17 protein-coding genes and 1 riboswitch are annotated in these 22,841 nt (G+C 45.7%); of the genes, 8 read left to right on the top strand and 9 right to left on the bottom strand.

All coding sequences use genetic code 11. The annotated features are described in order from the left end of the window. Nucleotides 1–3: 3 nt before the first annotated feature. The gene (locus D0T66_RS12155) at nt 4–2,424 is read right to left on the bottom strand and encodes a BamA/TamA family outer membrane protein (protein ID WP_163357570.1); all 2,421 of its coding nucleotides are present in this window, start codon (nt 2,422–2,424) and stop codon (nt 4–6) included. Between the two features lie 205 nt (nt 2,425–2,629). Between D0T66_RS12155 and D0T66_RS12150 the strand changes: the two genes are divergently transcribed. Then, on the top strand, nt 2,630–3,382 hold the full coding sequence (locus D0T66_RS12150) for an RNA methyltransferase (protein ID WP_163357569.1): 753 nt from the start codon (nt 2,630–2,632) through the stop codon (nt 3,380–3,382). Here the strand turns inward: D0T66_RS12150 and D0T66_RS12145 are convergent. After that, nucleotides 3,345–4,553, bottom strand: coding sequence for a hypothetical protein (locus tag D0T66_RS12145; RefSeq protein WP_163357568.1), 1,209 nt, complete (start codon nt 4,551–4,553; stop codon nt 3,345–3,347). The genes D0T66_RS12150 and D0T66_RS12145 overlap by 38 nt on opposite strands. Nucleotides 4,554–4,606: 53 nt before the next feature. Between D0T66_RS12145 and D0T66_RS12140 the strand changes: the two genes are divergently transcribed. Further along, nucleotides 4,607–6,166, top strand: coding sequence for an NAD(P)/FAD-dependent oxidoreductase (locus D0T66_RS12140; RefSeq protein WP_163357567.1), 1,560 nt, complete (start codon nt 4,607–4,609; stop codon nt 6,164–6,166). Nucleotides 6,167–6,168: 2 nt separating this feature from the next. Here the strand turns inward: D0T66_RS12140 and D0T66_RS12135 are convergent, their stop codons facing one another. After that, nucleotides 6,169–6,426, bottom strand: coding sequence for a hypothetical protein (locus D0T66_RS12135; RefSeq protein WP_163357566.1), 258 nt, complete (start codon nt 6,424–6,426; stop codon nt 6,169–6,171). Between the two features lie 92 nt (nt 6,427–6,518). After that, nucleotides 6,519–7,208, bottom strand: a complete 690-nt coding sequence (locus D0T66_RS12130) for an MIP family channel protein (protein WP_163357565.1) — start codon at nt 7,206–7,208, stop codon at nt 6,519–6,521. Between the two features lie 1,474 nt (nt 7,209–8,682). On the opposite strand from D0T66_RS12130, the gene D0T66_RS12125 reads away from it, so the two are divergent. Beyond that, complete coding sequence (locus tag D0T66_RS12125) at nt 8,683–9,777, top strand: FISUMP domain-containing protein (RefSeq protein ID WP_185154840.1); 1,095 nt, start codon at nt 8,683–8,685, stop codon at nt 9,775–9,777. A gap of 839 nt (nt 9,778–10,616) precedes the next feature. Here the strand turns inward: D0T66_RS12125 and mgtE are convergent. Then, on the bottom strand, nt 10,617–12,011 hold the full coding sequence (mgtE, locus tag D0T66_RS12120) for a magnesium transporter (protein ID WP_163357563.1): 1,395 nt from the start codon (nt 12,009–12,011) through the stop codon (nt 10,617–10,619). A gap of 211 nt (nt 12,012–12,222) precedes the next feature. Next, nucleotides 12,223–12,466: riboswitch (cobalamin riboswitch) on the top strand. A 142-nt stretch (nt 12,467–12,608) separates the two neighbouring features. Here mgtE and D0T66_RS12115 point away from each other — a divergent pair. From D0T66_RS12115 to D0T66_RS12100, 4 genes are all read left to right on the top strand, one after another. Then, nucleotides 12,609–13,697 carry a DUF4465 domain-containing protein gene (locus tag D0T66_RS12115; protein WP_163357562.1) on the top strand — a complete coding sequence of 363 codons (1,089 nt, stop codon included), beginning with the start codon at nt 12,609–12,611 and terminating at the stop codon, nt 13,695–13,697. A gap of 27 nt (nt 13,698–13,724) precedes the next feature. Continuing rightward, nucleotides 13,725–14,546, top strand: a complete 822-nt coding sequence (locus D0T66_RS12110; protein ID WP_163357561.1) for a DUF4465 domain-containing protein — start codon at nt 13,725–13,727, stop codon at nt 14,544–14,546. A 206-nt stretch (nt 14,547–14,752) separates the two neighbouring features. Continuing rightward, a complete protein-coding gene (locus tag D0T66_RS12105) occupies nt 14,753–15,595 on the top strand; it encodes a DUF4465 domain-containing protein (RefSeq protein WP_163357560.1) in 843 nt (280 codons plus the stop codon). A gap of 153 nt (nt 15,596–15,748) precedes the next feature. Continuing rightward, nucleotides 15,749–16,348: a DUF4625 domain-containing protein gene (locus tag D0T66_RS12100; protein ID WP_163357559.1), complete on the top strand. Its 600-nt coding sequence runs from the start codon at nt 15,749–15,751 to the stop codon at nt 16,346–16,348. 9 nt (nt 16,349–16,357) lie between these two features. Here the strand turns inward: D0T66_RS12100 and D0T66_RS12095 are convergent, their stop codons facing one another. Further along, the gene (locus D0T66_RS12095) at nt 16,358–18,145 is read right to left on the bottom strand and encodes a chloride channel protein (protein WP_163357558.1); all 1,788 of its coding nucleotides are present in this window, start codon (nt 18,143–18,145) and stop codon (nt 16,358–16,360) included. 471 nt (nt 18,146–18,616) lie between these two features. Between D0T66_RS12095 and D0T66_RS12090 the strand changes: the two genes are divergently transcribed. Continuing rightward, nucleotides 18,617–19,498 (top strand): DMT family transporter, encoded by an 882-nt coding sequence (locus D0T66_RS12090; protein ID WP_163357557.1) that lies wholly within the window; start codon nt 18,617–18,619, stop codon nt 19,496–19,498. A 44-nt stretch (nt 19,499–19,542) separates the two neighbouring features. On the opposite strand, the gene D0T66_RS12085 is transcribed toward D0T66_RS12090, so the two are convergent. The 3 genes from D0T66_RS12085 to D0T66_RS12075 form a co-directional block, all read right to left on the bottom strand. Then, nucleotides 19,543–20,298, bottom strand: coding sequence for a succinate dehydrogenase/fumarate reductase iron-sulfur subunit (locus tag D0T66_RS12085; RefSeq protein ID WP_163357556.1), 756 nt, complete (start codon nt 20,296–20,298; stop codon nt 19,543–19,545). Between the two features lie 72 nt (nt 20,299–20,370). Then, entirely contained in the window at nt 20,371–20,745 is a 375-nt protein-coding gene (locus D0T66_RS12080) for a four helix bundle protein (RefSeq protein ID WP_163357555.1), read from the bottom strand. Between the two features lie 82 nt (nt 20,746–20,827). Then, nucleotides 20,828–22,801 carry a fumarate reductase/succinate dehydrogenase flavoprotein subunit gene (locus D0T66_RS12075; RefSeq protein ID WP_163357554.1) on the bottom strand — a complete coding sequence of 658 codons (1,974 nt, stop codon included), beginning with the start codon at nt 22,799–22,801 and terminating at the stop codon, nt 20,828–20,830. Nucleotides 22,802–22,841 lie beyond the last annotated feature (40 nt).

The following is a 22,841-nucleotide window of genomic DNA, read 5'->3' as shown; positions in this document are numbered from 1 at the left end:
TCGTTAGAACGGATACCCCACAGCAATATGCCATGCTGTGTTATGCCCCATATCGAAAGGATTTTTAATCTTCCACTGGTCAGAAGAAGATTCACCCGGCTTGCGGGCAGGATCGTATGCCTTCCAGCCACAATCGAGGCGGATAAGGACAAAATCGAAGTCGAAACGGAAACCTAATCCCCAGGCCAATGCTATCTCCTTATAGAAGCGGTCGACCTTGAAATCGCCCTTTTTCTGTCCCTCATATTTGCGTATCGTCCAGATATTTCCCGCATCGACAAAGGCTGCCAGTTCGAGCACCCAAAAGACTTTACTGCGGTATTCCATATTCGCTTCGAAGCGGATATCTCCCGAATGGTAGTAAAAGTTATCATACTTGCGGTCGGACGGATGAAACGATCCGGGTCCCAATTCTCGCACGCCCCATCCGCGCACACTGTTAGCACCTCCGGCATAGAAGCGCTTCTGAATAGGGATTTCCTTTATATTTCCGTGCGGATAGGCAATTCCGCCGCCTATGTGCCATGCAAAGCTGTTCTTCTCGTCGATGTGGATTGTCTGGCTATAATCGGTCGTTCCACGTACGTATTGTACATAGCGCGTGCCGAATATTTTTCTCGTTCCGTCGCTCTCTTTCTTTACATTTCCTATTTTTGCCGCCAACGCTAAAACATCGCCTGCCGACTCAACGGATGCCCGTATCGAACTGAACGGCCGCCCATAATTTCCTTTCCTTCGTGCCAACAGGTTACTCTTGGAATAGGTATAGCCGATGGACATGATAAACTGGTCTTTGAAGCTATATTGGCGGGCATTTTCCGTCAAAGACGAATTGAAAGTCGAATCCAGTGTTGGCACATGCACATAGCTTATATCGACCAAATCGATGGTATGTCGGGGAGCAGTCACATTCTTGCTCTGCCATATATATTTGATACCCGAATTCAGGATGGTACGGGTAAAATAACCCGGACGGCGCTGATAGGTATAGCTGGCCGAAAACTCGGTGGAGGCATGTACACTCCTCTTAAATTCACTATTCAAGAAAGGAACCATAAAACGAGGGAACAGGATGGAAGTTTCGCCCCCTATCTCGAAATAGTTGTTGTCGAAGTTGCTGAACGAAGAAGTCAGCGCCTCATACGCTCCGCGGGCTTTGATGCTAAACTGCTCCGAACCTCGGAAGATATTGCGGTGCTGGTAACCTAACCCGGATTCTACCCCGAGGAATCCTCCCGAGTTCGTACCTTCTACTTCTGCCGAGAAACCTTGCTTCTTATCCGGAACACAGGTAATATTGCACCGGAGCATCGTCGAATCGCCTTCTATCAGTTCGGTATAGGAAATACTGACATTTTTCAGGATACGCAACTGCGAAAGCGCCCTATATGTCTGCGTTGTCCGGTTTTCATCGAAGAGCTTTCCCGGTTCTATAAAGCAATTGTTCAGGACAACCTGCGGGCGGATATAGTTGCCACGTTCGCCGTAAAGGATTTTGTAATTCCCCGACTGATAAATGTCGCTCGCTGTAAAATCGGAAATCGATTCGCCCGAAAGCGGATTGTAATCGACATAAATATTCACCTCTTTCACTATGTAGCGGCGATGCTTCTCGTGGATAATATTCCCTTCCGATGATTTCATCGAGAAAGGATATATCGTCAGGTCGAGATCGACCTTATTTCCTCCCACCGCCGTATCGGCTACAAAGCCTATATACTCCTTATCGAAAGCATAATAGCCCGTACGCCTGAATACAGAGGCTATACGGCTGCGCTCCTCATCCAATACCCCTAAATCGAACATATCGCCTTTTTTCAGGTATGAGTTCCGCGCCAATATAGTATCCGTGCTCAACGAAGGAAGCATACGCCGCTGTTTAGCAGTAAGGTTCAACGACTTGAGCATACTTTCCGGGAGGATAGACGTATCGATGACCGAATCGGGAACCATAATCGTATAATCATTGATGCGGTATGGCTTATTCGATTGTATATAGTAGGAGACTTTGGCTTTCTTCTTGTTATTCAACTCCAGAGAGGAAGTGACTTCTGCATCGAGGTAACCTTTGTTTACCATCACCCGTGTCAGATCTTCTTCCGAACGCTCTATCATCGTACTGTCGAAAATCACAGGAGGCTCGCCGGCGCTGCGCAAAGCCCTGTTCCACCAGCGGGTAGAATCCTGCCCCGACAGGTTATAGATGCCTAACGGCAATTTAAAAAGGCGGAAAGTGCGATAATTGGGCTTCTGTTTGATATAACTCTCCAACTCGATGGTGGAAAGCGATTTATTCTTTGTCTTGATATTGGCCTCGGACAACAAGTATTCACCTTCGGGCACAAACTTAGTCGAGCTACATGATTGTAACACAGCGCAAAGCAAGGCTATAAAAAGAAAAGGTAATAATACTTTTAATCTCATCCTGTCCGTTATCCTGCTATCTTTTTCAATTGAACGACAAATTTAGGACTTTAATTGCTTTTTTTGGTACTTTTGTTCTAAAAAGAGCATAAAATTAATCAGATGAGAACAGAGCACATAGCCATTTGGACGAAAGACCTGAAAAGGCCGAAATGCTCGCTCCCGATGGCAACCGTTTAGAAGTTCTCTCTCCATATACCAAACAATGAGTTTAAGCAAGAACAAAATAAAATACATCCAGTCGCTCAAAAGCAAGAAATCCCGCTCGGAGCATCAGGTTTTTGTTGCCGAAGGGCACAAAACCGTATCGGAACTGCTCGAAGTATTCCGATGCCGGTTACTGGTTGCGACCTCCGATTTCCTGCAAACGGCTAACACACAGCACGTAGAAGAAGTTATAGAAGTCACGCCCGAAGAGCTGTCGCGCGTAAGCTTCGTACAAACGCCTCAACAGGTACTGGGCGTATTCTATCAATCGCAGGAAACACCGCCAATCGACCTTGCCGAAGAATTGGTTATCGCTTTAGACGGCATACAAGACCCGGGCAATATGGGGACGATTATGCGGCTGGCAGACTGGTACGGCATCAGGCATATCGTCTGTTCTACCGACACAGTAGATATATATAACCCCAAAACCGTGCAGGCTACGATGGGCGCTATCGCACGGGTATATGTGCAGTATACCGATTTACAGTCATTCCTTCAGGAGAATAGTGCATATCCCATCTACGGGACATTGCTCGACGGAAAAGATATGTACGGCGAAGAACTGACACCCAACGGCATCATTGTGATGGGCAATGAAGGAAACGGTATTCGTCCCGAAATAGAAAAGCTTATCAGGCAAAAGCTGTTTATCCCCAACTATCCGAAAGACAGCCATACCTCCGAATCGTTAAATGTGGCTATAGCTACGGCTATCGTTTGTGCGGAATTTCGCCGCCGTCTGCTGTAACCAACACATACGCCCAATAATGGCTATCGTCGCGCACAGGGCAAAGGGGCAAATAGCCGGATTTGAGCCTTCCATCTTCGATAATGGCAGGGCGGGTTGTTTGTAATTCGTTGTGTTTCTGCATTATGCTACCCTCCCCCGCATTGTAATCTAAATAAAACGCCCCCTCCGATTGCGGATGCAAATAATTGCGGCTAAAGCACATAGCCAGATAGCCCATATTATAACGCATATTTATCTCAACACAAGGATGCAAGCGGTATTCCCCGCCCGATTTGTACAGCATCATATCCACCCCGATACAACCTTCGTACAGTGCATATTTATCCGAGAGGATAAGTGCTAATTCCTTTTGTACTCGCTCTAATAATTCAGCTGATAAATAGGAAGATAGATAAGCGGCTATCTTCTTCTGGCTACCCAGATAATTTCCCTCGTAAGCTCCTTTGGATGAGGCATAAAACAACGAATATCCCGCAAAAGAGACTTTTCCCTTCCCATCCGAAAGAAATTCCATCGCAAAATCCACTTGCTTATCCAATGCCTGTTCGATGCTGACAACTTGTTGCTTTTTGATGATGCCATGCAAGATTTGCCGTTCCGTGCGGGTCAGTTCACCCACAGGCAGCCACAGAAGTCCACGCCCCGATGAGGAATAAGGCGCTTTTGCAAGGAGTTGTATGGTAGACTGTTCGACCATACTTTCCACTTCATCCAGCGAGGAAGTAAAGACAGGTAGTATAGTATCCTCTATTGCTGCTATTTGCCCGCAAAGAAGCGACAGAACTTCCTGCGCCGACTGACGGCTGTTCAGATAACGGTATTCCTCCCGCCATTGCGGTAAATGAATATCGAGTTCGTATGCTGCTTTCAGTTCCTCCCAAAAGTGGATTGCCTGAGGCGAAATACCCCACAGGCAAACATCCTCCGCAGCATAGTCCGGCAATGAGGTAGCCCCTATCGGTGAGGCTATCGGTCGCAGGTTCTCTCTCAAACAGGAATGAAATGCTTCATCTACCTCCCACACAAAGACAACATCTTCCGGCGCGGCATACCAAGCAGGCAAATAAGCCAACTGGCGCTGCATCAATACCACATTGGCAGGAGCCATATAGTAAGGCGAAGCGTTGACCACCGCCGTCTCGTGTCCGGGATTGAAATAATGAATCATCCTGCAAAGCTATAGCGAAAAGTATTACCTTTGGCATAATTAAGAAAAAAGATATGCAAAAAGACATCGACTTGCGCGTCAGCCCTAAGCAGGCGGCCGATATGAATATCATTAAACAGCTATACAGCAAGCAGGCGGGTATCCCGTTTGGCGACATCCATTCCGTGCGGATTATCCGACGCTCGATAGACGCACGCCAACGCAATATACTGGTTAATCTGCGCGTAAGAGGCTACATGAGCGAAGAACAAGCCGATGCGGAATATCTCCCGATAAATTACCCCGATGTCTCCAATGCCCCTCAAACGGTTATTGTTGGGGCAGGGCCTGCCGGACTTTTCGCGGCTCTCCGCCTGATAGAGTTGGGCATTAAGCCGATTGTAGTGGAACGGGGCAAGAATGTCCGCGACCGCAAAAAAGATACCGCTATGATCAGCCGCAATCATAGCGTCGATCCCGAATCGAACTACTGCTTCGGCGAGGGTGGCGCAGGAGCTTACTCGGATGGTAAACTATACACCCGCAGCAAAAAACGCGGAAATGTGGAGAAAATATTGCATGTCTTTTGCCAGCATGGGGCAGACACCTCTATCCTCGTAGATGCTCATCCACATATCGGTACGGACAAGCTACCCGCTATTATCGAACGGATGCGCGAACAGATTATCGCTTCGGGAGGAGAGGTTCACTTCGAAACCCGCATGGACAGGCTGATAATTGATAATAACGAAGTCAAAGGCATCGAAACCAATACGGGCAGACGATTCGACGGAAAAGTCATTTTAGCTACGGGACATTCGGCGCGCGATGTTTACTATATGCTTCACGATCAACAAGTAAAGATAGAAGCCAAAGGTTTGGCTGTCGGTTTCCGCATCGAGCATCCGGCGCATCTGATAGATACGATTCAATATCATTCGCCCGAAGGACGCGGAAAATACCTTCCTGCTGCCGAATATAATTTTGTCGTGCAAGCCGGAGAGCGGGGAGTTTATTCTTTCTGCATGTGCCCGGGAGGGATTATTGTTCCTGCGGCAAGCGGCCCGGAGCAGTTGGTAGTTAACGGTATGTCACCTTCCAATAGAGGTTCGAAGTGGTCAAACTCGGGCGTAGTAGTCGAAATTCACCCCGAAGATTTCCCGGAATATGCACAATATAACGAACTGGCTTTGTTGAAGTTTCAGGAGGACTTAGAGCGTCAGGCATGGGTTGAGAGTGGTAAGACGCAGGTTGCTCCGGCTCAACGGATGTATGATTTTGTCAACAACAAAAAGAGTAATTCGCTGCCCGAAACGTCGTATGCGGCAGGAGTTATATCGTCCGCTATGCACGAATGGATGCCGCCTTTTGTCTCGAAGCGCTTGCAGGAGGGATTCCGAAAGGTCGGGCAAAATATGAAAGGCTACCTGACAAACGATGCCTTATTGATAGGGGTCGAAAGCCGCACGTCTTCGCCTGTCCGTATCGTCCGCGACCGCGAAACGTTGGAGCATCCCGAGATAAAAGGATTGTATCCCTGCGGCGAAGGGGCTGGATATGCCGGCGGAATCGTTTCGGCGGCTATGGATGGTGAGCGTTGTGCCGAGGCGGTGGCAGGGATGGGTAAGGAATAAAGTTATTTTTTTACTTTATAGCAAATCTTGCAAGCCCTATACTCTTTCTTTGCCTCATCCAATGTCTTTTTCACAATATCGGCATTTTCTCCACATTTATTCAATCCCCAACATTTCCGATTGTTGTGATAACATTTTGCCCCTTTTCCTGTACAAATAAACACTTCCTCTTTCTTTTTCTGCACAAATTCCTTGGAATTATTGCCTACGGCAAAAGAGGATAAGAAAAGTGATAAAAGGATAATAGATACTGCTTTCATAGTTATATATGGATATTCGTTTGTGAATATGTAAAGATACAAAAAAGAGCAGGAAACCTCCTGCTCTTTTCTGATATATCGTTCAATGCTTATTACTCCTTGTCCGTATCGATTACTTTCCAGACAACAGCCGAAAGAATAGCACCCACAAATGGCGCTACGATAAACAACCAAAGTTGTCCCATAGCTTTACCGCCTTCTATCATATCGAAGATAGCAGGACCGATACTACGTGCAGGGTTCACAGATGTTCCCGTGATCGGAATACATACGATGTGCACCAACACCAACGAAAGACCGATAGCCAATCCGGCAAAATTGCCCGCTCCATTTTTGGAAGTAGTACCCAACACTACTAATACGAATATGAATGTGAATACGGCTTCGGCGATGAATGCCTGAGCCATTACCCCTTCGGCAAAAGCATTAGATCCGGTCATTGTAGGGCCATTGTGGCTTCCGGTAGAAACGAGTGCATACAAAATGGCTGAACCGATAATAGCTCCTATCACCTGGAAAACCATATACATAACGGCATCTTTCGCCGACATTCTTTTCGAAAGGAAAACGCCTAACGTTATAGCCGGATTGATATGGCATCCCGACACTTTTCCTATTGTATAAGCCATGGCAATAACAGCCAGACCAAAAGCAAAAGCTACGCCAAGGGTTCCTACTCCGGCACTGACTTCGCCGGCTGCATTACCAGCGAAAACAGCACTACCACATCCCATGAGCACAAGTGTCATGGTTCCAACAAGTTCTGCAAGATATTTTTTCATTGCTCTAACAAATGTAATTTATTAATTAAAAAATGTATAAGTTCATATTTTGACGACAAATATAGTGATTTTAACGGAAAATCCTACGCTTCATATACAATTGGCCTAAAATATCTGTCGCCGTCCAATAAATAACCGGGAGTTCGATTAATCGTAAAAGTACTCTCTGTCAGTTATTATTTCATATAAAAATTCGGGCAGACGTTTAGATTTCTAAAGATTTTTCTTACCTTTGCATTGTACACAAATTTACTCACGTGCAAGAAACAGGGGAAAATAATTCAACATTTTTAGTTAACATCTTTTTTACCAATGTGATAATTGGTGATATTCCCACACACACACACACACACACACACGAAATATAACAAATATTTCGGATTAATCAAAGGTTTTAGGAAGTTTTTTAGAAAAAAGAGTTACTTCGCCCTACGGGCAGTTACTTCGTGCTTCGCACAGTTACGAGTTACAAGGGATAAGTTGCGAATTGTTGTATGGCTTTGCCCCTACTCGTCACTTGTAACTTGTAACTCGTCTACTAAAAGATATGCTTGTGTTAATGTCAGGGGTATGTCCGGCTGCGACAGCCGTACCCACCTCCCCCTAACCCCCTCCACAAGAGGGGGAGCGAGGGGCTGTCTTTCAGTTAACAGCGGGCCCCCTTTATCCCCCGAAGAGGGAAGTATATCATCCTCTTCTATCAACAATAGAGGCAATATAGGGGCGCACCTGTGTGTGCGCCCGCAAACCAATATATCGGGCAGACACACAGGTCTGCCCCTACACAAAATCCGAAAGAGATCCCTCACTGCGTATCGGGATGACAATAAAACTAACAGCTATCAGTCAACAGATAACACTCTAATGTTGCCACGTCTTTTAAGGCGTGGGTATGGTTGCATTTTTCAGGAGATGACTTTAGTCAAAAGATATTTGGCTAAAGCCCTTTTTGAACTAACCCTTCGAGACCTCCACTTAAAAGTGGAGGCAATTAAAAAGAATATACATGTATGTGTGCGCCCGCGAATCGACATATACGGGGCAATATTTATTGCCCCCTACAAAGCTATAACAAGATCCCTCGTATCCACTCGGGATGACAATAACCGGCCCCCTTTATCCCCCAGAGGGGGAAATGGGTTTGTACCACCATTCAATAAAAAACGAAAATATATCCTTCTCTTAACCTCCCCCACGGGGAGGTTTGGTGGGGCTCAAACAAACATATTATTCACTTCATCTTTTTCTGCTACCCCCTCTTGTGGAGGGGGCAGGGGGAGGTGGCTAATTTATTTACAACATGAAGAAAACTTTGACACAGGCTATTATCATATTAGCCTTATTCACGACAACCGCGCTGCAAGCACAAGTGACCATCGGCAGTGCAGAGCCACCTGTCGCTGGCGCTCTACTCGATCTCAAAAACCAGGCGGACGGCACAGCTACCAAAGGCCTACTACTACCACGCGTCAAATTGGCCAAACTATCTAACGTTGACATCTCTCTAACCATCGACGGCGTAGCTGCCAATGCATACACCGGTGACCATACCGGCCTCACTGTCTACAATGTATCGGGCGTTACACCCAAAGAATGCGCTGACATCATGGACGGTCTCTACGTATGGGACGGGACTAGATGGCAGCAATTAGGCAAAAAGGGCGCAACCGGCAATATAGGCTACGAACCCGACAATAGGGCACAGCTACTAGGCAACCAAAGCTACCCTTACAGCACCTTCGGCAATGCCGGTACATGGATGCTCGAAAACATGCGCTACATACCCAACGATGGAAGTATAACTGCTAAAGCTGGGGACACTAACTACGATCCACTCGACAAATATTACACCTATCCAAATCCCGCAGGCACAGACCCAGGCGCAATTGCACCCACCACCTGGAGCGAAAAACAGGGTCTACTCTACTCCTACGCTGCTACTGTACTAAGTGCCGCACAAGATGGCTACAACGACAACCAGCAACAAATAGCAGGCGCAACTCCCGGCACCAAAGAAGTAGAATCACTTTATGAGACACCTGTTGGGTCAGGTAATAAAAACGGAAAAATCCAAGGTATTTGTCCTCCCGGGTGGCACGTACCCAGCGATCGCGAATGGAACGAACTGGAAAAAGAATTATACGAAAACGCTAAAGAATATAGTCACTACACTACTACCGAATTAGGCACTACTACTATCTGGAATCCTACCTCTACTACAGGCAGCTGGACTTGGGATACTACAACAAGTTGGCGTGGCTCTACCGGCACCGGCGGCCACGGTATGTCTATGATGTCCCCATGCAAACCACCTAGCAGCCCTTACGGCGACACCGATGGAAAAAGCCTCCCTACGGCACAAGGCGGCTTCAACGCCCTGCTTGTAGGCAGCGCCAGCGGTGGTTTGATGGACGACCTTTACGGCTACTCCGGCTGCTTTTGGTCGGCTAGCGCCCGCGACAGCGGCTGGGCGTGCTATCGGGTCGTGTTCCAGCAGTCCCCGCGAGTGTTCCGGGGCTACGGTAGTCGCAGCAACCTGTGCTCTGTCCGCTGCAAGAAGAATGACTAACCCACCTCCCTCCAGCCCCCTCCTACAGAGGGGGAGAAGCACCTCACCCTATATCCCTCTCCTGCAGGAGAGGGACTTTTTTGAGTCGCCTACGCTCCTCGATCGCTGATTGTTAATTGTAAGAAAGATATCAGCCTATTTTTATCTGTACAGGGAGAAGTTATACAGTTGACAGTGAGCAGTTATCAGTCAACAACTTTGTCATCCCGAGCGGATGTGAGGGATCTCTTTCCGCTAACGAGACGAGATGCTTCGCCAACGGCTCAGCATGACAAAAATGTTGTAGTTAAAAAACGAAAAGTAACTCGATAAAAAACGCACAAAAAATAGTTACTTTTTGCACACCTTTTTTACTTAATTGATTTATAATGAGCACAATCGCAGGTATACAAAGGTGACACGAGGGTGACAGGCAGCGGCTCATACGAGAAGAGTGCGCAACAGGAAAAGGAAAGAGGCTTGGCTTTGTTCCCTTGGCGAAGGAGACAAGCGTTATGTAGGGGCGAATAAATATTCGCCCACCTACGCTTCACCGAACGCTGTTTCGCCCGCGAAAACAACATACATGCTTACCCAAACGAGTATATCCGGGCGAATATTTATTCGCCCCTACTCAAAAACACAACGGCTCAGCATGACAAAAACGAGGTGGTAAAAAACAAGAAGTGACCTCAGCAAAAAACGCTATTTTTTATACCGAAAAATAGACTTAACACGCTCATTACGAGTACATAGAAAGCAACTAGTGGGACAAAAAGTGGTACAGAAACAACGTTCGCCGAAGCGAAGGCGAGGCAAAAGCGACACTTTAGAGGCTTTTTGAGGGGGAGGATTATCCCCTATCCTCCGTGCATAATAGACCCAAAGATCAAACTGGCGACACCCAGATATATAATCAATCCCGTGACGTCGACAATGGTAGCCACAAACGGAGCGGACGAGGTTGCCGGATCGGCTCCCAGACGTCGCAGGAGAAACGGCAGCATCGATCCGATAAGCGATCCCCACATCACAATCCCGACCAAGGAAAGGGCTACCGTGAAGGCAACAAGCATCCATTGTTCGCCATAGAGATCGGGGAATATCGAGTGCCACACAAAGATGCGCAACAATCCGAGAGAACCCAGAATAAGCCCCAGGCTCAGACCGGAAACCAACTCGCGACGGAAGACCTGCCACCAGTCACGCAGCTTCACTTCGCCCATAGCCATGGCCTGGATAATCAGTGTAGATGCCTGCGAACCGCTATTCCCTCCGCTGGAAATCATCAACGGGAGGAACATCGCCAGCACAATCACCTGCGCCAGTTGCTCCTCGTAGTATTGCATGACCGAAGCGGTCAACAGCTCGCCGACAAACAGGATGATAAGCCATCCGGCACGTTTTTTTATAAGCTTGTGGATAGGGAGATCCAGATAGGGCTCGTCCAATGCCTGCGTACCACCGATGCGCTGCATATCTTCGGAGTATTCCTCATCGGCTTTCCACAGGATGTCGTCGATAGTCACAATACCCAGCAATACCCTGTCAGCATCGATCACAGGGAGAGCTACACGGTTATTCATCTTGAATATCTTTATCCCCTCCTCCGTAGGATCTAAGGCTTTCAGTGAAATCAAACGCCCGTCCATCAGTTCCGAAATAGGTGTTTCCGGATCATTTATCAATAACTCCCTGATACGGAGGTCATCTATCAATACGCCTTTATCGTCGAGGATATACACGACATCTATCGTCTCATAGTTTTTCCCATTCCGGCGGATATACTCGAGCGCCTCCCTGACCGTATAATCCTTGTTTATCGCCAGGAAGTCAGGCGTCATCAAACGCCCGATAGTATCTTCGGGATAGGAAAGGAGTGTCGATACTTCGTCGCGATCTTCGACCGAAAGGAGCGAAGCCAAACGGTCTACCAACGAGCTATCGCCCAGTTCGCCAAATAATGCGGTAAGGTCATCGGGCGGAAGACCATTGATAATCTCCGACAGCTTCTCTTCCGATAGCTTGTTTATAACCCGTTCCTGCGTAGGGACGTCGAGGATACGGAATACATTGATAGCCCTTTTTATACTAAGGGTGTCGATGATAAGTGCAGCATGCTCGGGTATCTCGTCTATCAAATCTTCGATATCCGAAATGTGCTGTTCATCTAAATAAATCCTTAATTGATTTACATCATCTGCCTCGATGAGCGAGAGGGCTTGTTCTTTTAGTTGTTCTATGCTCGTCTTCATCCATGTTGTTGTTTATTTAAGTAAGTAATACAAAAACATCCGAGTCACAGGAATGTTTTTGGGATGAACTCTCGATGCATTTAAGGGATATACGGCCATTTCTAACAATGCAGGAATACCCCTTGCCCAAATGCGGTGCAAATATACCTTTTCTTTTCCAAAATCACTTCTTTCACAAGAAATACTTTGGTAGTCTGAACAAAATTCCAGAACTTTGCCGCATCAGTTTGGTGTCACAAGTCCAAATGCTTCGGATGCGTGATGAAAAGGGAATCAGGTGAAAATCCTGAACAGACCCGCTGCTGTGAGCTCTTTTCAGTGAGCAGTTAACAGTCAACAGTTAACAGACACTGATAACAATGTTTCTTCAATCTATCGCCACTTTTAGAAAATGAAGGGAAGGCTGTAAGAAACAAGAGTAAGTCAGAAGACCTGCCAAGTTGTATTATGTTTTTGGCTTTCGGGGGAAATGAAGCCGGAAAACGCTAAGAAAAGAATGCTACATTCATATTTTACCGTTTTCGTTTATATCCATTCCTCAATGTTATAAGGCATTGGCGGGCAACTTTTTATGTTAAACTAAATATACACGAAAAAATGAAAAAAGTTTATTTGTTTCTATTACTACTTACACCTGTACTACTCGGATTCACAAGTTGCTCGGACGATGACACACCCGGCTACAGCACCAAAACAATCAGCATAACCGAACCCGAAAACGGCTATATACTAAAGGAAGGACAAACCCTAAACATAAATCCCGGAATCGAAATGCGTTCGGGAGACATCGTTACATGGAGCATAGACGACAAGGTTGTTTCCGACAGGTTGGTGTTGGAATACACGCCTATGCAAGCCGGCACACACAAAGCGACATTAATGGTTGTGAATGTTTTGGAATATACCAAGACGACAGGTGAAGTCGAAATCACTGTCTTGCCGGAGGATGTAAACTATGTACGGTTAGACCTGACTAACTTCGACCTATCCGACGGAGTAGCTACCGCCGGAGGAAAGTACTGGTCGGGAACATACGACGACAGCAATGTACATGTCGAATCCCAAATCTTCGGGTTCTCACATACTTCAATGAATTTCGGCGGAGGATATGCTTTCTGGGATGGTTTCACCGTAAGCAACTCAAACGATAACAGCCAACAGGCCGATTTCATAACCAATCAATTTGCTTGTATGGCAAAAGGAGGTGTAAAAGGGGAATCCACTCCTTACTTAGTTTCGTTTTTAATGGCCGGAATGCGTCCCGACAGAGGCGAATTCTCCGAAACCAGATACACTTCATGGGTAAAAATAGCCGACGAAGAAAACACCTACAAAGCTGTGGGGATGTACGTTTGCAACAGTGCATGGCCTTATTACTGCATCGTCAACGGAAGCGGATCGGCACGCCAGTTTGTTCAGGGAGACTATTTTGTACTCCGTGCTTATGGCGTAGATGCCGATAATACTATAAGTGATCCTGTAGAATTCTATCTGGCAGACTATCGTTCGGACGATCCATCGGAATGGACGGTAAACGATTCGTGGGAATGGATGGATCTATCACCGCTTGGCAAAGTGAAATACATTTTCTTTAAACTCGAAAGTACGGATAGTGATCCAATATGGGGTATGAACACTTCGGCATATTTCTGTATGGATCAACTGACTGTCGACAAAGTAGACTAATCAATCTATAAACAATTAATATACAACATGAAAAAGATTTATTTATTACTATTAGCAACCCTTGCATTAGGGTTCACAGCTTGTTCGGACGATGATGACCACCACTATGTCGACCTCGACATGAGTACCTTCAACTTGTCCGACGGAGTAGCAGTCACAGATGGAAAGTATTGGAAAAACACCTATATAGACGGCACCAATATCACGTCCGGCATCTTCGCGTTTTCGCACTCATCGGCTTTCGCCAACTATTTCGAAGGATTTACGGCAAGTAACGTGGCTAACAATAGCGACCATGGAAGCGACTGGTATCCCGACAATCAATTCGCGGCCATGCCGAAAGGCGCTGTAGCGGGCGAAGGCAAACCTTATCTCGTGAGCTATGGCGAAGGACTTACCTTCGGAGCAGCTATTTCAGCTCCATACGCAGGAAAGACATTCAGCGAATCGAGCTTTTCTTCTTGGGTAAAGGTCGGAGCAGCCGGCGACCGGTACAAAGCGCATCGCGTTTCCATAGCCAACACTTCATTGACATACTATGCCATAAAGAACGGGAATGGTACTGCCAACGCCTTTGATAATGGCGACTATTACCGAATCAGCATCTACGGGGTAGATGCCGATATGAAAATCACCGCTCCCGTCACAGTCTATCTGGCTGATTATCGCGACGGCAAAACGGCTATTCTGGACAAATGGCAGAAGGTGAATATCTCTTCGTTGGGCGAAGTGCGTTATATCTTCTTCATACTCGAAAGTAGCGACAACAGTACAGTAGGTGGCAGCACTTACATGAACACTCCGGCATATTTCTGTCTGGATAGACTCGTCGTAGATAAAGTCAAATAAAGAAGCAAATATATTAAGTAATCCTCAGGGGGAGAAAAGAGTTGTTCGGTAGCAGTTCTTCTCTCCCTTTTTTAGGCCCACCCACCAAAATACACTGTTCCGTCTACAAAACAGGCTGTTTCGTCTAAAAAGTCATTATCCCCTCCCCTAAAGAGATACCTTTGGCAGAAGAAATACAAGAATACATTATTTTAATTACATACAACATGAAAAAGATTTATCTCTACCTACTTCTATCAGCCCCCCTTTTGCTGGGCTTCCTATCGTGCAAAGACGATTATGACCGTGAGTACAAAAAGCTCAATATAGATAAGTTCGACTTATCGGACGGCGTAGCTGTCACAGGTGGCAAATATTGGAAAGATGCCTATACAGACAATACGAATGTCGAATCCGGCATCTTTAAGTTCTCTCATACCGCTCTAAGCTCAACCGTTTTCGACGGCTTTGTTGTAAGCAACGTGGCTAATAACTCCGACCACAGCGGCAGCGGCTGGTATCCCGGCAATCAGTTTGCAGCCATGCCAAAAGGCGGATTATCGGGCGAAGGAAAACCCTACCTCGTGAACTATGGCAAAGGACTTGTAGAAGGTTCACGCATCACAGAGCCACTCAAGGGAAAGACCTTCTCCGAATACGATTTCACCTCATGGGTAAAGATTCAATCGGGCAAAAAGCGTTACCGGGCACACCGGATTTCCGTGACTAACACGTCGTTGGTCTATTACACCATCATGAATGGGAACAACAATGGAGCTTCGGCTTTCCAAAACGGGGACTATTTCAAACTGAACATCTACGGGGTGGATGGCGATATGAAAATCACCGCTCCCGTAACAGTCTATCTGGCCGACTACCGGGATGGCAAGACATCTATCTTGGATAAATGGCAGACAATCAATATCTCTTCGCTGGGAGACGTCCGTTATATTTTCTTCACGCTCGAAAGCAGCGACAATTCGGCAACCCGCATGAACACCCCTGCATACTTCTGCATCGACAGGCTAACGGTATACGACCGGAAGTATGAATGGGAATTCTTCGATTAATTCCATAAGAGGTTCTATATTTACAATCACTAATCATTACTATCAGGCAGTTGAGAGGGAAACCTCTCAACTGCTTGTTTCTTTCGGCTCATCGCATGTTTTTTTAACGAAATTGCTTATCTTCGCAGGGTATAACCCATTTAGGACACGACAATGAGAAAACTGATTTCACTTATATTCCTGCTTTTAGCCTCTGTACTTGCTTTCCTCTCATGCGGAAAGGACGAACACAAGGACGACACAACTGCGCCTGTCATATCCGATATAAGGATAAATTACGAAGATACCATTATACATGGCGGAATAACCTATACCTTCAACAGGAACAACACCTCCTCGAGAGATACGCTGGTACCGGGACGCATAATGAAATTCAAGGTAAGGTTCGAGGATAACAAAGAGGGCGGACTGTCCTCATTCGTTATCAAGCTAAGATATGACTCTACCGAGATATCACCGAATCCTCCAAGAGACTCCATCCTTGTTGGTAGCCAATGGCGAAAGACCGACTCCTTATTATATATCACAAGGGCTTGGAGCACCATTTTCGGGAAAACAGACACGACTGTTTATAACCAAAGTGACATCCGCATATCTGCCAACTCTGGCGGGCAGAACGAAACACCTTATCGGCAAGGGGAGTATTTTTTACTTATCGGCTGTGTGGATAAAGCCGGAAACCAAAAGATAGACAGTACACACACCATAGTGGTATTGTCCCCCGATTCGCTGGCTTCGATAGTCACTCCTTAAAAAAAAGAATTAACCTTCAGAGAAAGTCTCTACCAGAACTTCGCGGTAGACATTCAGTACGCTCGATTTGGAGATAAAGCCCAGATATTTCTCTTCCTGATCGATTACAGGGAGGTTCCATGCCTTAGTTTTATCGAATAGCTTCATTACCTGTTCCACCGTCATCCCCATTTGTATGACTGCCGGAGGAGAGGTCATAAAGCGCGTCACTTTGAAGCGGTTATACAGTTCCGGGCGGAACATGATATTGCGGATATTATCCATTTGTACAATCCCCATAAAGTGGCCATTATCATCGACCACCGGAAAGACATTGCGCGTCGAACAGGCAATCGTTTTTACCACATCGCCCAAGGTCATATCAGGGGTAACACTCTGAAAATTAGTCTCTATCAATTCCCGTCCATTCATCAATGTCAGGATGGCTTTATCCTTATGGTGCGTCAGTAGTTCGCCTTTCTTAGCCAGACGCATGGAGTAAATACTGTGCGATTCGAACAGCCTGATAGTGAGGTAGGCAACCCCCGAAACAATCAATAACGGCAAGAACAATTCATATCCGCCCGTCAATTCGGCTATCAGGAATGTCCCTGTAAGCGGCGCATGCATAACACCCGCCATTACGCCTGCCATCCCCATCAGGGCAAAATTCTGCACAGGCAGATGGGTGAATCCACCATATTGGTTGATAACGAAGGCAAAGACAAAGCCGGCTATACACCCCACGAAGAGCGACGGAGCGAATGTACCACCCGTACCCCCTCCCCCATTGGTGGCCGCCGTAGCAAAGACCTTAAACAAGATTACTCCAACAAGGAATACGATTAGTACCCAATTCTGGTCTTTATACTGATAGAAGAAACTGCCCGAAAGGATAGAATCGAAATTCTGGCTACCTCCGATCAATATGTTGATTGTATCGTAACCCTCGCCATAGAGGGGAGGCAGAATAAATATAAGAATACTCAATGTTGTTGCGCCCATCAGGAATTTAGTCCAGTAGCTACGCTTTCTGAATTTTCCTTCCGCCCACATGATAGCCCTCGTAAAGTAAAGGGACACAAAGCCGCAGAACAAGCCTAACAACACAACAAACGGAATGCGCTCCATCAAAAACTGATCGCCGTGAGCAAACTCAAACATGGCCTTCGTCCCGGTCGTAATATAGGAGAAGGTAGCAGCCGTGACCGACGAAACCAGCAAAGGCATAATGGTGAACAGTGTGAGGTCGAGCATCAACACCTCGATAACAAACACCAGGCCTGTTATCGGCGCTTTAAAGATTCCGGCAATAGCTCCTGCCGCACCGCACCCGATGAGGAGCATCAGGTAGCGCTGTTCCACTTTGAAGAAGCGCCCCAGATTGGAACCGATAGCCGATCCCGTGAGAACGATAGGCGCCTCAGCTCCCACCGATCCCCCGAACCCGATAGTTACGGAGCTGGCTATAATAGAGGTATATACATTATGCAGCCGGATAAAACTCTTCCGTTGCGAAATGGCATACAGAATCCTCGTAATCCCGTGGCTTATATCGTCTTTTACGATGTATTTGACAAATAACCCTGCCAAAAGAATACCGACAACGGGAAAAATAAGGTATAAGTAATTGGCGCTCTCGCCTGTTATGTGCGAGGTCAGCAGATGTTGGATAAAATGAATCAGCGATTTCAGTATATATGCAGCCAATGCAGTCAGTATCCCTATCAGAAAGCTGATAAAGAGTAATAATTGATTGGATTTTACGTGGTTAGTTTTCCAAACGATAAACTTGTCATATATAGTTTTTACTGACATTTCCTTATTTTCTATGAGCCACCAAAAGTATAAAAAATTATACGATAAAGTGAAAAAAATTAACTAAAAAAGACGCCTTCCGGCCGTTTTCCGATTCTGATTATAGTTGTTCCCCAAAAAGCCACAAATGTGTCACCTTTTTGTCACCCTCGTGTTACTTTTGCACACTTCATATTATACTTACTGTAAACATGTTAAGTAAAAAAGATAGACAAAAAGTATATATATCCTATGCATTTTTTATTGTAGTTACTTTTTAGCCCCTCCAACCTCCCCTACGGGGAGGCTTCTACTTCTTGTATACTTGTATACTCGTTTACTCGTCAACTGGTTTACTCGTCAACTGGTTTACTCGTCAACTAAAAAAATATTGATAAACCAATAACAATATTAAACAATTGATTAACAAAGAAGGCTTTTTTAGACAGCATACAATAGCTATCTTTGCAGGCTTAATTAAGATCATCGTTTATGAAAACTCTAAAGGGAATCATTTTTGCACTGGTTTCGTCCGGCACGTTCGGACTCATTCCATTGTTTTCTATTCCCTTAATGGAAAAGGGATTAGAGGGACCATCCATTTTGTTTTTTCGCTTTCTCTTCTCAGCCATCATGATGGCAGGCATCTGCCTTATCCGGAAAGAAAGCCTGAAAATACCCTCGCGGCATCTGCTTTCCATATTCGCACTGAGTGCTTTATATGCAGCTACAGCGCTTTTCCTTATCTATTCGTACCATTACATCCCCAGCGGAATGGCGACGACAATACACTTTATGTATCCCATTGCCGTAAGCATCTTTATGGTTGCCTTTTTCAAAGAGAGGAAGTCTATATCCCTCCTCTTAGCCGCTATCATCGCCGTGTGTGGGGTTGTATTTCTTTGTTGGACAGGCGGTGGTAATATCCGGCTGCTCGGCATACTGATTGCAGGCATCACCATCCTCACCTATTCCATTTATATAGTAGGCGTTAACCAGAGTAAGGCGGGAAAATTGCCTGCCGAAGTATTAACTTTCTACATTCTTCTCTTCGGCGCGCTTATATTCTTAGTATATGCCCTGCTTTCGGGAGGTGTGCAACCTATCCCAAGCTTTTCGGCTTTTACCGAACTCTCTTTACTGGCACTTTTATGTACCGTCATTTCGGATCTCACTTTGGTGCTGGCAATAAAATATGTGGGTTCTACCACCACTTCCATACTCGGTTCGATGGAGCCTGTTGTGGCAGTCGCCGTCGGGGTTGTTTATTTTTCCGAAGCGTTTAGTTTATACAGCTTTATTGGCATTGCCCTCATCATCATTTCCGTTATATTGGTCGTTGCACAGAAATCAATCAGCAAAAAAACAGCCTAACCAATAAAATTGATTAGGCTGCCGATATAGTTCGTTCTGCAAACTTAGTCTTTAAACTTCGCTTTCAGGAATTCGCGGTTCAGACGGGCAATATTGCTGATAGAAACATTCTTAGGACATTCAGCTTCACAAGCCTGTGTATTGGTACAGTTACCGAATCCTAATTCGTCCATTTTAGCAACCATGGCTTTGGCACGACGGGCAGCTTCGACACGTCCTTGCGGAAGGAGCGCCAACTGACTTACCTTAGCCGATACGAAAAGCATAGCCGAACCATTTTTACAAGTTGCCACACAAGCTCCGCAACCGATACAAGAGGCTGCATCCATCGCCTCGTCGGCATCCGGTTTAGGGATTGGAATAGCATTCGCATCAGGCACACCGCCTGTATTAACACTTGTATAACCTCCGGCCTGAATAATCTTATCGAAAGCCGTACGATCCACCATCAAGTCGCGGATGATAGGGAAGGCTGCCGAACGCCAAGGTTCGATTGTAATAGTTTCGCCATCTTTGAACTTACGCATGTGCAACTGGCAAGTTGTCACACTTGTGTCCGGTCCATGCGGCTCTCCGTTTACATAGAGGCTACACATACCGCATATACCTTCGCGGCAGTCGTGGTCGAATACGATAGGCTCTTTACCTTCGTTTACAAGTTGTTCGTTTAGGATATCGAGCATTTCGAGGAATGAACTGTCAACCGAAATGCCATCCAGCGCATATGTTTCAAAAGCTCCTTTAACTTTAGGACCTCTCTGGCGCCAAACTTTTACTTTTATATTTATTGTTTTATCCATTGTTTTTATCAGTTACAAGTTACGAGTTACGAGTTACAAGAACTGTACAATATAACTTTTGTTTATTTAAACTTAATGAATTAAATCAGCGTTACGAGTTTTAATAGACTTTATCAGGGATGAAATCATTCTTACCATTTCATTAACTTGCTGATGAATATTATCCGATTGTTCTTGTGGCATAAACCCTAATTCTACAGATATAATAATCTGTGTTTCGAGTTCCGAAGCCGAACCAAGAGCAATATACAAGAAATGAATCAGCTCTTTATCCGAGTTCCTACCACATCCTTCAGCAATATTCGATGGTATCGAAACCGCACATCTTCTTATTTGAGAAGTTAATCCAAATTGCTCAGATTGAGGGAAGCGACTTGTACATTCATAAGCTGACTTCACTAAATCAATTCCCTTTTTCCAGACAATAAGGTCTTTATGCGTTTTCATACTTTCAGTCTATCTATAAGCTACCAATTACTTCATTATTCTCTAATAACTTGTAACTCGTAACTTGTAACTCGTAACTATTTTACGATTTATAATTACGCTGTTGTCTCACAACAAATTCATAATCGAGAGGCTCTTTGATTAATTCAGGAGCTTCATTGTCGCCAGTATATTTCCAACAAGCAACATACGAATAGTTTTGGTCATCGCGCATAGCCTCACCTTCAGGAGTTTGGTATTCTTCGCGGAAGTGTCCACCACAAGACTCGTTACGGTTCAGCCCATCGTATGCCATCAACAAACCTATCTCGATGAAGTCTGCTACACGAAGTGCTTTCTCAAGTTCCACATTCAAATCATTCGCTTCACCCGGAATACGAACATTTGTCCAGAACTCCTCTTTCACTCTCTTCAAATCATCGATAGCTTTTGTCAACGATTCTTTTGTACGCGCCATACCTACAAAATCCCACATGATGATACCAAGCTCTTTGTGGATAGAATCCACCGAACGCTTACCTTTGATATTCATCAATTTAGCGATTTTCTCTTTCAGCTCGTTTTCAGCAGCCTGGAATTCAGGTAAATCTGTACTGAAGCGCGGCACAGTAATCTGGTCTGCCAAATAATTCTGGATAGTATATGGTAATACGAAATATCCGTCAGCCAATCCCTGCATCAATGCCGATGCACCCAAACGGTTTGCACCGTGGTCGGAGAAGTTGGCCTCGCCAATAGCAAACAATCCTTTGATAGAAGTCATCAACTCGTAATCGACCCAGATACCACCCATCGTGTAGTGGATAGCCGGATAAATCATCATTGGTGTTTCGTACGGATTATCGTCAACGATTTTCTCATACATCTGGAAGAGGTTACCATATTTAGCCTCAACAACATCACGACCTAAACGGTTGATAGCATCCGAGAAGTCGAGATATACAGCCAGGCCGGTATTATTCACACCGAAACCGGCATCGCAACGCTCTTTCGCTGCACGCGAAGCCACGTCACGAGGTACGAGGTTACCAAATGCAGGATAGCGACGCTCCAAATAGTAGTCGCGGTCTTCCTCTTTTATTTCGGTCGGTTTCATCTTGCCTGCACGAATAGCCTCTGCATCCTCTTTTTTCTTAGGAACCCAAATGCGTCCATCGTTACGAAGCGATTCCGACATCAATGTCAATTTAGACTGGAACTCGCCGTGTACCGGGATACAAGTCGGGTGAATCTGTGCAAAACAAGGGTTTGCGAAATATGCACCTTTCTTATATGCCTGAATAGCGGCAGAACCGTTCGATCCCATTGCATTCGTCGAAAGGAAGAATGTATTACCATATCCACCAGTCCCGATTACTACGGCATGAGCAGCAAAACGCTCCAGTTTACCTGTAACGAGGTTGCGGGCAATGATACCACGCGCACGCTCTACCCCATCCTCATCTTTCACAAGGACAAGTTCGACCATCTCGTAACGGGTGTATAATTTCACAGTCCCTTTGTTCACCTGACGGCTAAGGGCTGAATAAGCACCTAACAAAAGCTGTTGTCCGGTTTGTCCTTTAGCATAGAATGTACGCGAAACCTGCGCACCACCGAACGAACGGTTATCCAAAAGGCCTCCGTATTCGCGGGCAAAAGGGACTCCCTGAGCCACACATTGGTCGATGATGCTATTTGCTACTTCGGCCAAACGATATACGTTTGATTCGCGTGCACGGTAGTCACCACCTTTAATTGTATCGTAGAACAAACGGTAAACCGAGTCACCGTCGTTTTGATAGTTCTTTGCAGCGTTGATACCCCCCTGTGCAGCAATAGAGTGCGCACGGCGAGGTGAATCCTGAATACAGAAATTCAATACGTTGAATCCCATCTCGCCAAGCGAAGCGGCTGCCGATGCTCCGGCCAAGCCTGTACCTACCACAATAATATCGAGGCGGCGCTTGTTAGCAGGATTCACTAATTTCTGGTGATCTTTATATTCTGTCCATTTCCTTTCGAGTGGCCCCTCAGGAACTTTAGAATCTTTTTTAGGATCTAATATAGTTGTCATATTGTATAATTCTTTTTAGACTTTAATAATTAAACATCCC

It is taken from the genome of Dysgonomonas sp. 25 (assembly GCF_010501075.1).
Taxonomy (GTDB): Bacteria; Bacteroidota; Bacteroidia; order Bacteroidales; family Dysgonomonadaceae; genus Dysgonomonas.
Note: the sequence above shows the minus strand (reverse complement) of the source record. Positions and strands in the feature narration are given on the sequence as shown.

What these genes read in the sequence shown, in the direction of transcription:
- D0T66_RS12095 (WP_163357558.1), bottom strand. Translation starts at nt 18,145, where the DNA reads ATGTCAGTAAAAACTATATATGACAAGTTTATCGTTTGGAAAACTAAC.
- D0T66_RS12140 (WP_163357567.1), top strand. Translation starts at nt 4,607, where the DNA reads ATGCAAAAAGACATCGACTTGCGCGTCAGCCCTAAGCAGGCGGCCGAT.
- D0T66_RS12085 (WP_163357556.1), bottom strand. Translation starts at nt 20,298, where the DNA reads ATGGATAAAACAATAAATATAAAAGTAAAAGTTTGGCGCCAGAGAGGT.
- D0T66_RS12150 (WP_163357569.1), top strand. Translation starts at nt 2,630, where the DNA reads ATGAGTTTAAGCAAGAACAAAATAAAATACATCCAGTCGCTCAAAAGC.
- D0T66_RS12105 (WP_163357560.1), top strand. Translation starts at nt 14,753, where the DNA reads ATGAAAAAGATTTATCTCTACCTACTTCTATCAGCCCCCCTTTTGCTG.
- D0T66_RS12145 (WP_163357568.1), bottom strand. Translation starts at nt 4,553, where the DNA reads ATGATTCATTATTTCAATCCCGGACACGAGACGGCGGTGGTCAACGCT.
- D0T66_RS12100 (WP_163357559.1), top strand. Translation starts at nt 15,749, where the DNA reads ATGAGAAAACTGATTTCACTTATATTCCTGCTTTTAGCCTCTGTACTT.
- D0T66_RS12075 (WP_163357554.1), bottom strand. Translation starts at nt 22,801, where the DNA reads ATGACAACTATATTAGATCCTAAAAAAGATTCTAAAGTTCCTGAGGGG.
- D0T66_RS12135 (WP_163357566.1), bottom strand. Translation starts at nt 6,426, where the DNA reads ATGAAAGCAGTATCTATTATCCTTTTATCACTTTTCTTATCCTCTTTT.
- D0T66_RS12155 (WP_163357570.1), bottom strand. Translation starts at nt 2,424, where the DNA reads ATGAGATTAAAAGTATTATTACCTTTTCTTTTTATAGCCTTGCTTTGC.
- D0T66_RS12115 (WP_163357562.1), top strand. Translation starts at nt 12,609, where the DNA reads ATGAAAAAAGTTTATTTGTTTCTATTACTACTTACACCTGTACTACTC.
- D0T66_RS12090 (WP_163357557.1), top strand. Translation starts at nt 18,617, where the DNA reads ATGAAAACTCTAAAGGGAATCATTTTTGCACTGGTTTCGTCCGGCACG.
- mgtE (WP_163357563.1), bottom strand. Translation starts at nt 12,011, where the DNA reads ATGAAGACGAGCATAGAACAACTAAAAGAACAAGCCCTCTCGCTCATC.
- D0T66_RS12110 (WP_163357561.1), top strand. Translation starts at nt 13,725, where the DNA reads ATGAAAAAGATTTATTTATTACTATTAGCAACCCTTGCATTAGGGTTC.
- D0T66_RS12130 (WP_163357565.1), bottom strand. Translation starts at nt 7,208, where the DNA reads ATGAAAAAATATCTTGCAGAACTTGTTGGAACCATGACACTTGTGCTC.
- D0T66_RS12080 (WP_163357555.1), bottom strand. Translation starts at nt 20,745, where the DNA reads ATGAAAACGCATAAAGACCTTATTGTCTGGAAAAAGGGAATTGATTTA.